General features: G+C 63.8%; 11 protein-coding genes. 8 read left to right on the top strand and 3 right to left on the bottom strand.

The annotated features are described in order from the left end of the window. Window positions 1-64 precede the first annotated feature (64 nt). Window positions 65-811, bottom strand: a complete 747-nt coding sequence (locus RHP72_RS14705) for a metalloregulator ArsR/SmtB family transcription factor (protein WP_076948451.1) — start codon at window positions 809-811, stop codon at window positions 65-67. 130 nt (window positions 812-941) lie between these two features. Here RHP72_RS14705 and mptB point away from each other — a divergent pair, with 130 nt between their 5' ends. The 5 genes from mptB (at window position 942) to RHP72_RS14680 (ending at window position 7,048) form a co-directional block, all read left to right on the top strand. Beyond that, window positions 942-2,696 (top strand): polyprenol phosphomannose-dependent alpha 1,6 mannosyltransferase MptB, encoded by a 1,755-nt coding sequence (mptB, locus tag RHP72_RS14700; protein ID WP_003944776.1) that lies wholly within the window; start codon window positions 942-944, stop codon window positions 2,694-2,696. Continuing rightward, the gene (locus RHP72_RS14695; protein ID WP_007727917.1) at window positions 2,693-3,634 is read left to right on the top strand and encodes an ABC transporter ATP-binding protein; all 942 of its coding nucleotides are present in this window, start codon (window positions 2,693-2,695) and stop codon (window positions 3,632-3,634) included. The genes mptB and RHP72_RS14695 overlap by 4 nt, the downstream gene beginning before the upstream one ends. A 14-nt stretch (window positions 3,635-3,648) precedes the next feature. Continuing rightward, the gene (locus RHP72_RS14690) at window positions 3,649-4,485 is read left to right on the top strand and encodes an ABC transporter permease (RefSeq protein ID WP_371684328.1); all 837 of its coding nucleotides are present in this window, start codon (window positions 3,649-3,651) and stop codon (window positions 4,483-4,485) included. Between the two features lie 47 nt (window positions 4,486-4,532). Beyond that, window positions 4,533-5,927, top strand: a complete 1,395-nt coding sequence (locus RHP72_RS14685; RefSeq protein ID WP_311094861.1) for a hypothetical protein — start codon at window positions 4,533-4,535, stop codon at window positions 5,925-5,927. Between the two features lie 146 nt (window positions 5,928-6,073). Further along, complete coding sequence (locus tag RHP72_RS14680) at window positions 6,074-7,048, top strand: heme A synthase (RefSeq protein ID WP_193595302.1); 975 nt, start codon at window positions 6,074-6,076, stop codon at window positions 7,046-7,048. A 63-nt stretch (window positions 7,049-7,111) separates the two neighbouring features. On the opposite strand, the gene RHP72_RS14675 is transcribed toward RHP72_RS14680, so the two are convergent. Then, the gene (locus RHP72_RS14675) at window positions 7,112-7,474 is read right to left on the bottom strand and encodes a hypothetical protein (protein ID WP_003945032.1); all 363 of its coding nucleotides are present in this window, start codon (window positions 7,472-7,474) and stop codon (window positions 7,112-7,114) included. 83 nt (window positions 7,475-7,557) lie between these two features. On the opposite strand from RHP72_RS14675, the gene RHP72_RS14670 reads away from it, so the two are divergent. Continuing rightward, entirely contained in the window at window positions 7,558-8,523 is a 966-nt protein-coding gene (locus RHP72_RS14670) for a quinone oxidoreductase (protein ID WP_047270394.1), read from the top strand. Window positions 8,524-8,579: 56 nt separating this feature from the next. Here the strand turns inward: RHP72_RS14670 and RHP72_RS14665 are convergent, their stop codons facing one another. Further along, window positions 8,580-9,563 (bottom strand): heme o synthase, encoded by a 984-nt coding sequence (locus tag RHP72_RS14665; protein ID WP_003944994.1) that lies wholly within the window; start codon window positions 9,561-9,563, stop codon window positions 8,580-8,582. A gap of 201 nt (window positions 9,564-9,764) precedes the next feature. Here RHP72_RS14665 and tkt point away from each other — a divergent pair, with 201 nt between their 5' ends. Both tkt and tal read left to right on the top strand, forming a co-directional pair. Then, complete coding sequence (gene tkt, locus RHP72_RS14660; protein WP_003944976.1) at window positions 9,765-11,867, top strand: transketolase; 2,103 nt, start codon at window positions 9,765-9,767, stop codon at window positions 11,865-11,867. A 5-nt stretch (window positions 11,868-11,872) separates the two neighbouring features. Next, window positions 11,873-12,997, top strand: coding sequence for a transaldolase (gene tal / locus RHP72_RS14655; protein WP_039972890.1), 1,125 nt, complete (start codon window positions 11,873-11,875; stop codon window positions 12,995-12,997). The last annotated feature ends 2 nt before the right edge of the window (window positions 12,998-12,999 follow it).

Here is a 12,999-nt window from a genome sequence, read left to right as displayed (position 1 = left end):
TAGCTGAAAAATCTCTATTCGAACGCTGCACGGTGGCAACGCTCTGTAGAACACTCTGGTCCGGTCATCTACTCCCGGTGGACACGAGGGGCACGTGCGTCGTGCAGGCGCAGTCACCGTTGGCGATGGTCGCCAGACGCTGAACATGAGTCCCGAGCAATTGCCGGAATGCTTGCTGCTCTGCCTCGCACAGTTCCGGAAACTCTTCTGCCACATGGGAAACCGGGCAATGGTGTTGGCAGATCTGCACGCCGTTGCCGACCGGCCGGGTCGACGCTGCGAACCCCACCGCGTTGAAGGCTTCGGCGATTGCGTCCGCTGTCGCCTCGACGTTGTCGACATCTGTCGGATCAGCCGGTTCGACGTCGCCGACGATCGCCTGAACCCGACGCTTGGCGAACTCCTCGATTGCCGCGTCTCCGCCGATTTCACGGAGTTGCCGCATCGCGGCTCCCGCCAGATCGTCGTAGGTGTGGCCGAGGCGGCCGCGGCCGGTCGCGGTGATCTGGAACTGCTTGGCGGGACGACCTCGTCCGCGCTGACGCAGCGACGCCGCCGAAGCGGTACGGGCTTCGCCGGACTCGATCAACGCATCCAAGTGACGTCGGACACCTGCGGCACTCAAACCGAGGCGCGTGCCGATTTCGGAGGCGGTAATGGGGCCTTCTTCGAGTAGCAGCTTGACCACTGCGGCCCGGGTCTGGCCTTCGACGCTCACCGTCACCGGATTTGCGGCAGCACTAGGCGAGGTCGCTACAGTGGGCTGACCTGCAACTTCCTTGCTTCGAGGGTCTGACGCATTTCTTTTCACAACACAAGTGTGACGGAATTCTTTTCGCAGGTCTACTAAGGGCAACCTGCATTACATTCGGGAATATCCGGACAACGTACGTTGTTTGTGCTTGTCTGTCCGGCTGGATGGAGCCGCTACGCTGCCTGGTGTGCCGCAGACCCCCGAGAAGACGACGACCGCGCGATCGGCGCGCGCGATCCTGCTGGAAAAACCCAAGGCACTCGCGCTTTCCACAATCGGCGTTCGACCTTTCGGATCCGCTCCCCGGCAGAGTATGGCCGCGGTGCTGCACGGCGACGAGGACGAGCGCCCTGGCCTGAACGCGAAGGAAACCGCACAACTGCGAGGGATTCGCCGATTCGGCGCAACCGGCGCGGTCTTGATGGCAGTCGGAGCGCTCGGCGCCGGCGCACAACCCGTCCTGCAGAATCCGACCGCAGGACTTCGAGTCCTCAGCCTTCCCGGACGTATGCCGACGGTCTCACTCACCATGACGATGACCGGAACCGTGCTCGTCGTTCTGGCCTGGCTGATGATGGGCCGATTTGCAGTCGGGGACATACGCAGCCGTTCCGGCGCACCGCGGCGCATGACCCGTTCCCAGTTGGACCGCACACTCCTGCTGTGGATCCTGCCGCTCTCGGTCGCACCGCCGATGTTCAGCCGCGACGTCTACTCGTATCTGGCTCAAAGCGAAATCGCGGCCCGTGGACTCGATCCGTACGCCATCGGCCCCAAGGCGGCACTGGGCGTCGACCACGTTCTCACCCGCACGGTTCCGACGATCTGGCGCGACACCCCAGCTCCGTACGGTCCGTTCTTCCTGTGGCTGGGACGCGGGATCAGCTCACTGACCGGCGACAACATCGTGGCCGGAATCTTCTTGCACCGCTTGCTCGCATTGGCCGGCGTCGCGCTCATCGTGTGGGCGATACCGCGACTGGCCAAGCGATGCGGTGTCTCTGCCGTCAGTTCGCTCTGGCTCGGTGCCGCGAACCCGCTGTTGCTCTTCCACTTGGTGGCCGGCATCCACAACGAAGCGCTCATGCTCGGGTTGATGCTCGCCGGAATCGAGATCGCTCTCCGCGCAGTCGAAGGGTCCGGGCCCATCCGTGGGCGAGCGCTGTTCTATCTCGTTGCGGGATCAGGTTTGATCGCCTTGTCGTCGACCGTCAAAATTCCGTCCTTGCTTGCCTTGGGATTTGTCGGCATGGCCTTGGCTCGGCGTTGGGGTGGAACCTGGAAAGCCCTGGCGGGAGCCGCGATTCTCCTGGGCATCGTTGCCGCTGTCGTCACGTTTGTCATCAGCGTGGCCAGTGGGCTCGGTATGGGTTGGATCAACACCCTCGACACCGCCACGGCAGTCCGGAGTTGGATGTCCATCCCGACGCTCCTGGGCGTCGGCACGGGATTGGCCGGTGTACTACTCGGACTCGGCGATCACACGACGGCGATCCTCACGATCACGCGGCCCATCGCAACTCTCGTCGCCATGCTCGTCACCGCACGGATGATGATCTCGGTGTACATGGGCCGCATACACCCGGTCGGTGGACTCGGCATCGCACTCGGAGCGATCGTTCTCCTGTTCCCCGTCGTTCAGCCGTGGTACCTGCTGTGGGCGATCCTTCCGTTGGCGGCGTGGGCCACCGCGCCGATTTTCCGCATCCCTGCCGTCGTCTTCACCTCGATCGTCAGCGTCATGTTGATGTCCAACGGCGCCGAATACCTTCCGTTCATGATCGTGCAGGCCGTCATCGCGACCATCCTCACCGCCGGAACGCTCATCGTCTTCACCCGCAATTCACTCCCCTGGCGTAGCGACAAGCCAGTAGCGGAGATCACGAAAGGCGGACCGGTAGACGAAGACAACTCGGCGGGGGCTTACGCTGATTCCCCGTGACCTCGAGAGCCTCCAGATCGTCGACGCCGGCGGTACAGATCCAGGGTGTCGTCAAGTCCTTCGACGGTGTTCGAGCCGTCGACGGTATCGATCTCACTGTCGAGACGGCCCAGGTAGTTGCCCTGCTCGGCCCCAACGGAGCCGGTAAGACAACCACCGTCGAGATGTGCGAAGGGTTTGTCACCCCCGATGCCGGCACGGTTCGAGTGCTCGGTCTCGATCCCATCGCCGACTCCGGTGAAGTCCGCTCGCGAATCGGTGTCATGCTGCAGGGCGGCGGCGCGTACCCCGGGTCCAAGGCCGGGGAAATGCTCGACCTCGTGGCCGCATACTCGGCCGACCCGCTCGATCCCGCCTGGCTCCTTTCCAAACTCGGCCTCACCGATGCGCGCAAGACCCCGTACCGCCGCCTCTCCGGAGGCCAGCAGCAACGACTGTCCCTGGCGTGCGCGCTGGTCGGCCGTCCCGAATTGGTATTTCTGGACGAACCCACCGCCGGCCTCGACGCTCAGGCACGTCTACTCGTGTGGGAACTCATCGACGCTCTGCGACGCGACGGCGTGAGCGTCCTGCTCACCACACACCTCATGGACGAGGCCGAAGCGCTCGCCGACGAACTGGTCATCATCGACCACGGCAAGATCGTCGCGTCGGGAACGCCGGCGGAGGTCACCAGCAAGGGCGCCGAAGGACAACTCCGTCTGACGACGGTTCCCGGTTTGAGCCTCGATTCGCTGGCCGGTTCACTCGCCGGGTTCCGCATCGAGGAATCCAACCCCGGCACCTACGTCGTCGAAGGTGCAATCGATCCGGCAACCGTGGCGACTGTCGCAACGTGGTGTGCCGATCAGGACGTGCTGATCAACGACATTCGCGTCGATCAACGGAGTCTGGAAGACGTCTTCCTCGAATTGACGGGCCGGGAACTGAGGGGATGACGGAGATCAAGGTCATGAACGAAACAGCGTCGAACGGCCAGAGCAGTCCCATCAGCGTTGCCAGAGACCGGCGACTCGCCGAGAACCGCTTCGAGCCAGGCACCTTCTCGCCGGATCCCCGCCCCAATTCGGCGGCCAAGATGCTGGCGGCGCAGACCAAACTGGAGTTGACTCTTCTGCTCCGCAACGGTGAGCAATTGCTGCTCACCATGTTCATCCCGATCACCCTGCTCATCGGACTGTGTCTACTTCCGATCGGCGATTTGGGCGATTCTCGGGTCGATACCGTGCTCCCTGGTGTCATGATGGTTGCCGTGATGTCGACGGCGTTCACCGGACAGGCCATCGCCGTCGGATTCGACCGCCGATACGGCGCGCTCAAGCGACTCGGTGCAACGCCGCTACCGCGGTGGGGAATCATCGCAGGCAAGAGCGCTGCCGTCATCATCGTCGTGGCGCTGCAGTCACTCTTGCTCGGCGCTATCGGTTTGGCGTTGGGATGGCGTCCGTCATTCGTCGAACTTGTACTCGGCGCAGTGGTCATTGCCATCGGTACTGTCACATTTGCAGCGCTTGGCCTACTGCTCGGCGGTACTTTGCGAGCAGAGATCGTTCTCGCTCTCGCCAACATCCTGTGGTTCATCATGGTGGGCATCGGCAGTGTGGTCTTCGCCAGTGGTGAACTTCCGACCGCCGTCCACACGCTGGTCCGCATTGTTCCGTCCGGCGCTCTCGCACACGCACTCGAAGCGGCCCTCGACACCTCGATGGACTGGTTCTCGATTCTCGTACTTCTCATCTGGGCCGCAGTGGCCGGAGTCTGCGCAGCAAGGTGGTTCAAGTTCACGTGAGTACACGACGGACAGCTCAGATCGTCGGCTGTGTGGCCGCAACAGTCATGTTGTGTGCCGGACCCGCAACGGCGACCCCTTCGGTGTCCGGTCCACTCGCACCTGCAAATCCGCACCTCGGTCCCGTCGGTACTTCCACCATGCACGGTGACGCGGGCTCGTCCGACGTCACTCCGCTGCCTGGTCCAGGAACCGGCCCACACGAGGTGACTGCTTTCCCGATGATGGCCGCCTGCCCGACGGTCCTCCAGGGTTCCGACGGCATGGTCGTCTCGCTCTGCACGACGATGATCGGCCAGATCCCGACCATCCATTTGATCGATCCGAAGGCCGACGCCACGCCGTTGGGTAGATCCGTAGCACAACTGCCGCTCGCGAAGGGCAGTCTGCTCGGCGGCGTCTACGCCTACCTCGACAACGAGAACCGTCTCGTAGCCGTCGACGGAAACCGTCAACTGGTCCGCATTTCCCATGCGCAGAATCCGGACGGCAGTTGGCGGCTGGAACTCGCGGATGTAGTCGATCTCAGTGGTGCGGTTGCCGCCGACGACAACGTCAACGGACTCGCTCCGGACTGGGAAGGCAATGTCTGGTTCGCCACCGGGCACGGCACCGTCGGGTATGTCGGCGCGGATCGAATCGCGCACAGCATTGCGCTCCCCGAAGGTGAACAGGTGCAGAACAGCATCTCCACCTCCCCGACGGGCACTGCTGTCGCAACGACCCACGCGCTCTACCAACTGAAGCGAAATGGCGACGAGGTCGTCATCGACTGGCGTCAGCCGTACGACCGCGGGCCGGCCCGCAATCCGGGTCAGCTCAGCTGGGGAACCGGATCGACGCCGACATACTTCGGCCCGTCGACGGGCAGCGATTTCTTGACCATCGTCGACAACGCCCACCCGACAGTGAGCTTGCATGTCTATCGCGCTGACACGGGCGCCGAGGTGTGCACGCAGCCGGTGTTGTCCGCTGCCAGCCAGGACGGCTCACCGAGCGGCAGCGAGAACTCCCCCGTCGGCATCGGTCATTCCGTCTACGTCGCCGGCACTTACGGATACCCGTACCCCACGACTCCTGAAGGTGCCGGTCCAGCGGTCCCCGCCACGGCACCCTTCAACGGCGGAATGACCCGCGTCGACATCGATCCGGTCGGCTGCCATGTCGTGTGGGACAACACGATTCGTAGCTCCGCGGTACCTCACCTCTCGACGGCTGACGGCTCGATTTACACGGTGACACGGGACGGTGCTCCGAACACCTCTCCGCTGGACGGTTACTCCTTCGCGGTGATCGACTCGAAGGACGGGTCGCAGATCGGTTCGACTCCGCTGCCGTCGACGATCCTCAACGACACCCTTCAGATGTCTGCACTCATCACCGAGTCGGGCGAGTACTTCCAGGGAACGATCTCGGGAATCGTGCGAGTTCGCGCGAACTGACGCGAGCTGGCCCCACGGCTGCGCAGTTCTGGTCTCGTCGAGTCGGGGCAGGCGCGGAGCGAGCTGGCCCCAACGACGCGGGGCAGGCGCGGAGCGAGCTGGCCCCAACGACACTGTGTAGTTGATGGGGAACTACGATCGTTGGCGTGGTGAATCGTGTGTATGCCGGATTTTTACGCTTGGTGGATCGACTACCTCTCCCCTCGCTGAAAACGCAGAAGATCATCGCGTTCATCGTGATCCTGACGCAGGGCGGCATCGCTGTCACCGGCGCGGTGGTGCGCGTGACGGACTCGGGACTCGGTTGCCCGACGTGGCCGCAGTGCTTCCCCGGTAGCTTCGTCCCGGTCGGCCACGGACAGGTCGCGGTGATTCACCAAGCCGTCGAGTTCGGCAACCGCCTGCTGACCTTCCTGGTCGTCATCGTCGCCGCTGCGATCGTGCTTGCGGTGACTCGCGCTCGCCGACGCAAAGAGGTGCTTGTCTACGCCTGGATGATGCCGCTCGGCACTGTCGTTCAGGCAGTGATCGGCGGTATCACCGTCCTCACAGGCTTGCTGTGGTGGACGGTCGCCATTCACCTGGTTGCGTCGATGCTGATGGTCTGGGTTGCCACGGTGATGTACGCGAAGATCGCGGAACCCGACGAAGCAACAACTCTGGTCGTGATGCCGAGGCCGCTGCGCTGGCTTACCGCGCTGTCAGGTGTCGCGCTCGCCGGCGTTTTGGTCGCTGGAACTCTCGTAACGGGCGCAGGCCCGCACGCCGGCGACAAGGGGCTGGACCGGACGGTGCCTCGCCTGGAGATCGAGATCGTGACGCTCGTCCATCTGCACTCACAGCTTCTGGTCGGATATCTCGCGCTGGTCGTGGGTCTGACCTTCGGCCTGTATGCGGTCGGGACATCCGCAGCCGTGAAGATCCGTCTGAAGGTCCTGCTGGGACTGATCCTCGCGCAGTCGCTCATCGGTGTCGTGCAGTACTTCACCGATGTGCCGGAAGTTCTGGTGATCATGCACGTCGCCGGTGCAGGACTGTGCACGGCTGCGACCGCAGCAGTTTGGGCTGCGGGTAAGACCCGCCAGTACACGCCGACCAATTCGCCGATACCAGCTGTCTGACGCTTCAAGACACGTGTGGGGCGTAGGAACACCAAAAGGTGTTCCTACGCCCCACACGTCATTTCAGGATTCGTTGCGAGCTTTCGGGAACCGAGTCTGGTTGGCGACCCAACCGGCCATCTTCTTGAAATGGCCTTCCTGCGGGGTGACGATGCTCGTCAGTTCGCGCTCCCACTCGGCGACGGTGACGTTGTCGAAGGACGCGACGACCGCGTTTGCCGTGGCGAGGTCCTCGACGACCTGATCACCGAGGATGCCGTCGGCACCTACGAGGGTGATGCGAACGCCGGCCAGGCCGACCGGCTGGATGACGGCGCTGGCGGAGCCGCCGTGCTCGGCGACGAACTTGGTGATGGCGTTCACCGTGGACTTCGGCAGTTCCGGCGCGGACGGGGTGGCGTCCGACTTCTCGGTATCGGTGCTCATGACTCGACAATACTGGTCGGTAGCCCGGAAGCGACACCAGGCATGGACTGAGCGTCGGCCGCCTCGGGTGTAGAACAGAAACCATGCGAGCCATCTACGTGACCGAGACCGGCGGACCAGAGGTTCTGACTCTGACCGAACAACCCGAACCGACACCGGGCCCAGGCGATCTACTCGTCAAGACCGAAGCGATCGGCATCAATTTCATCGACACGTACTTCCGAATGGGCCAGTACAAGCGTCCGCTCCCCTACATTCCCGGCGACGAGGGCAGCGGTGTCGTCGAAGCTGTCGGTTCCGAGGTCAACGAATTCGCCGTGGGCGACCGGGTCGCGTGGGCCGCTGCCACTGGCAGCTATGCCGAGAAGGTGGCTGTTCCCGCCGCAGTCGCCGTGAAAGTGCCTGACGGTGTCCCGGCATCGGCCGCGGCGTCGGCGCTCCTGCAGGGGATGACAGCGCACTACCTCGCGAAGTCGACGTATCCGATCCAGAGCGGCGACACCGTGCTCGTGCACGCAGGCGCGGGCGGCGTCGGGTTGATCCTGACGCAGATGGCCGTCAGCCTCGGGGCGAAGGTCATCACGACTGTGTCATCGGATGCAAAGGAAGAACTCTCGCGTGGCGCGGGCGCCGCGGAGGTCCTGCGGTACGACGAGGACATCGCAGCGCGAGTCCGGGAGTTGACCGGCGGCGAAGGAGTAGCGGCGGCATACGACGGCGTCGGTGCGACAACTTTTGATTCGAGCTTGGCTTCCGTGCGCATCCGCGGCACGGTCGCTTTGTTCGGTGCGGCCAGTGGACCGGTTCCGCCTGTCGATCCGCAGCGGCTCAATTCGTCGGGTTCGCTGTTCCTGACGCGTCCGACGCTCGCGCATCACATTCGCACTCGAGAGGAACTGACCTGGCGTGCCGGCGATGTCTTCGACGCCATTGCGGACGGGAAACTCGATATTCGCGTCGGCGCCGAGTATCCCCTCGCCGATGCGGCAACAGCGCATCGGGATCTGGAAGGTCGAGCAACGACCGGGTCGATCGTTCTGATCCCCTAGCGAAGTGCTGTGCGCCTTTATTAACCGCCCGCGGTTAATAAAGGCGCACAGCAGAATCAGCTCAGCATGTCGCTGATCGTCTGGAGTCCGAGAACCGAGTCGACGGCGAGGCCGACGAACACGATCGCAAGATAGTTGTTGGACTGCAGGAACAAGCGTAGCGGTTTGACCTGAGCACCACCGCGAACGCTGCGGTACAGCTGATGTGCCATGAGCAGGAACCACGCACCGGCAACGATGGTGATGGCGGCGTAGATGACTCCCGATGCGGGCACGAGGACAAGCGTCGTGACGACCATTGCCCAGCTGTAGAACAGAATCTGCTTGGTGACGTGCTCTTCGGTGGCGATCACCGGAAGCATGGGAACACCGGCAGCTTTGTAGTCCTCTTTGTATCGCATCGCCAGCGCCCAGGTATGCGGCGGCGTCCAGAAGAAGATGATCAGGAACAGCACGACGGGCTGCCAGCTCAGCGACCCGGTGACAGCGGCCCAGCCCACGAGGACGGGCATACATCCGGCTGCGCCACCCCAGATGACGTTCTGCCAGGTACGACGCTTGAGAACCATCGTGTAGATGAGGACGTAGAACGCGATCGTGATCACGACGAGGATGCCGGCCAAGAGGTTGGCTCGCCACCACAGCCACAGGAACGACGCGAGTCCGAGAAGGAGCCCGAAGACGAGCGCGTTGCGCGTCGGCACCGCCTCGCGGGCCAGCGGACGCTTCGCCGTGCGCTTCATGACCTTGTCGATGTCGGCGTCGACAACGCAGTTGAGCGAGTTCGCACTCGCCGCGCCCATCCAGCCACCGAAGAGGGTGCTGAGGATCAGAACGATGTCGACCGTTCCGCGATCGGCCAGCAGCATTGCCGGAATGGTTGCCACCAACAGCAATTCGATCACTCGCGGCTTCGTGAGCGCGATATAAGCCAGAACCTTGCCCGTTGCGCGACCCCACACCGTATCGGTATTGGTCGCCCGCGGGGCGGCACCTGGGCTGCCGAAGCCATGTCCGCTCGGCTGTTGCCCTGTCCGCACGTTCTCTCCTTGCACCACGCGTTACCGCACTAACTCTTCACGACACACTGCTGACACTGTTCTCTACTACGAACGATGGTAGACCGCAGCCATTGAGGAACCGAATCGACCCGGACAGCCAGGACCATTAGGCTGGGTTACGCAGTGGAGGGACACCCCACCCTCGCAATCCACGTACACCATGTCAGGAGACATCTGCCAGTGTCGATCACAGACGAGATCCACGTCCTCACGCAACCCGTCCACCCCTCGGACTGGACCGACCTGGACACCAAGGCTGTCGATACCGCCCGCGTGCTCGCCGCCGACGCGGTTCAGAAGGTCGGCAACGGCCATCCCGGAACTGCAATGAGCTTGGCGCCGTTGGCATACACCCTCTTCCAGCGCGTCATGCGCCACGATCCTTCGGATGCAGAATGGGTCGGCCGTGACCGCTTCGTTCTCTCCTGTGGCCATTCATCCTTGACGCTGTACACCCAGCTCTACCTGTCGGGCTACGGCCTCGAGCTCGCTGACCTCGAAGCTCTCCGCACGTGGGGCGCACTGACCCCCGGCCACCCCGAGGTCGGCCACACCGTCGGCGTCGAGATGACCACCGGTCCGCTGGGCCAGGGCCTTGCGTCCGCAGTCGGTATGGCGATGGCTGCGCGTCGTGAGCGCGGACTGTTCGATCCGGAGACCCCGGTCGGCTCCTCCCCCTTCGACCATCACATCTACGTGATCGCGTCCGACGGTGACATCGAAGAAGGCGTCACGTCCGAGGCCTCGTCCCTCGCCGGGGTCCAGGAACTGGGCAACCTCATCGTCTTCTACGACGACAACAAGATCTCCATCGAGCACGACACCACCATCGCTCTCGGCGAAGACGTCGGAAAGCGATACGAGGCGTACGGCTGGCACGTTCAGCACGTCGAAGGTGGCGAGAACGTCTCCGGCATCCTCGACGCGGTTGCCGCGGCCAAGGCCGTCGTCGATCGTCCGTCCATCATCTTGCTCCGCACCATCATCGGTTTCCCGGCTCCGAAGAAGATGAACACCGGCGACGTCCACGGCTCCGCTCTCGGTGCCGACGAAGTTGCAGCGGTCAAGGAAGCCCTCGGCTTCGATCCGGCCAAGTCCTTCGACGTCGACGCCGACGCTCTGGCTCACGCCCGTGAGGTCGTCTCCCGCGGCGCCGACGCACGCAAGGCATGGCAGGTCGAGTTCGACGCGTGGGCTGCACGTGAGACCGAGCGCAAGGAACTCTTCGACCGCCTGTTCGCCGGTGAGTTCCCCGCCGGCTGGGCCGACGCTCTCCCGACCTACGAGGCCGACGCCAAGGGCGTTGCGACTCGCAAGGCCTCCGGTTCGGCGCTCAACGCGCTCGGACCGATCCTGCCCGAGCTGTGGGGCGGCTCCGCCGACCTCGCCGGTAGCAACAACACCACCATCAAGGGCGCAGATTCGTTCGGCCCGTTCTCCATCTCCACAAACGACTGGAATGCGCAGCCTTACGGCCGCACGCTCCACTTCGGCATCCGCGAGCACGCGATGGGCTCGATCCTCAACGGCATCGCGCTTCACGGACCCACCCGCCCGTACGGCGGAACCTTCATGGTCTTCTCCGACTACATGCGTCCGGCGGTTCGCCTGGCCGCACTGATGAAGACTGCCGTCACCTACGTCTGGACCCACGACTCCATCGGTCTGGGCGAAGACGGCCCGACCCACCAGCCGGTCGAGCACCTCGCTGCTCTTCGTGCGATCCCGAACCTCGCCGTCGTCCGCCCGGGTGACGCCAACGAGACCTCTTTCGCATGGCAGGCAGCACTCGAGAACAAGACGGGCCCGACGGCTCTGGCACTCACGCGCCAGGACATCCCGGTTCTCGAAGGCACCAAGGAGAAGGCTGCCGAGGGTGTCAAGCGCGGCGCTTACGTCCTCGTCGACGCAGCCAACGGTTCGCCGGAGGTCATCTTGCTGGCGACCGGTTCCGAACTGCATCTGGCCACCGAGGCTCGCGAAACCCTCGAAGCTCAGGGCGTCGCAACCCGCGTTGTTTCCGTGCCGTGCCTCGATTGGTTCCTCGAGCAGGATCAGGCGTACCGCGACGAGGTCATTCCGCCCGCCGTGCGCGCGCGTGTGTCCGTCGAAGCCGGCATCGCGATGCCGTGGTGGCGCATCCTCGGCGACGCCGGTCAGGCCGTCTCGCTCGAGCACTACGGCGCTTCCGCCGATTACAAGACCTTGTTCCGGGAGTTCGGCATCACTGCCGACGCGACTGTCGAAGCCGCGCAGCGCTCCCTCGCAGCTGTGAAGGGATGATCTCGATGACACAGAACGTGAATACCGAAAAGCTCTCCGCTGCAGGCGTTTCCATCTGGCTCGACGACCTCTCGCGGGATCGCATCCAGTCCGGCAACCTGCAGAACCTCATCGACACGAAGTCGATCGTGGGTGTCACGACCAACCCGTCAATCTTCCAGGCGGCACTGTCCAAGGGATCGGCGTACGACGCTCAGGTCCGTGAGCTCGCACAGCGCGGCGCCGATGTCGACGCCACCATCACCGCGGTGACCACCGACGACGTGCGTGCTGCGTGCGACATCCTGGCTCCGCAGTTCGAGGCGTCGAACGGCGTCGACGGCCGCGTGTCCATCGAAGTCGATCCTCGCCTGGCACACGACACCGACGCCACCGTCGCGCAGGCGATCGAGCTGCACAAGATCGTCGATCGCCCGAACGTCCTGATCAAGATTCCCGCGACGCTGGCAGGCATTCCCGCCATCGCCAAGGTGATCGGTGAGGGCATCAGCGTCAACGTCACCTTGATCTTCTCGGTCGAGCGCTACGAGGCAGTCATGGGCGCATACCTGGAAGGTCTGGACACCGCCAAGGCTGCCGGCCGCGACATCTCGTCCATCGAGTCGGTCGCCTCGTTCTTCGTCTCCCGCGTGGATTCCGAGATCGACAACCGCCTCACGGCAATCGGCACGCCGGAAGCCCTCGAGCTTCGTGGCAAGGCTGCACTCGCAAACGCACGTCTGGCGTACAACGCGTACCAGCAGATCTTCGAGGTGCAGCCGCGCTTCCAGGCTCTTCTGGCCGACGGCGCCAAGGCTCAGCGTCCGCTGTGGGCGTCGACCGGCGTGAAGAACCCGGATTACCCCGACACTCTCTACGTCACCGAGTTGGTTGCGCCGAACACGGTCAACACCATGCCGGAGAAGACGCTCGACGCTCTCGCCGACCATGGCGAGATCACCGGCGACACGATCTCGGGCACAGCTCAGGAGTCACAGGCGGTCTTCGATCAGCTCGCTGCAGTCGGCATCGATCTTGCGGACGTGTTCAAGGTCCTCGAGACAGAGGGCGTCGACAAGTTCGAGGTGTCCTGGAACGAGTTGCTCGACGCAACCGCCGAGCAGCTCCGCGCAGCAACCCAGAAGAGCTGAGC

Source organism: Rhodococcus sp. SG20037 (assembly GCF_031763325.1).
Classification (GTDB): domain Bacteria; phylum Actinomycetota; class Actinomycetes; order Mycobacteriales; family Mycobacteriaceae; genus Rhodococcus_F; species Rhodococcus_F qingshengii.
This window is presented reverse-complemented; position numbering and strand designations above follow the sequence as displayed.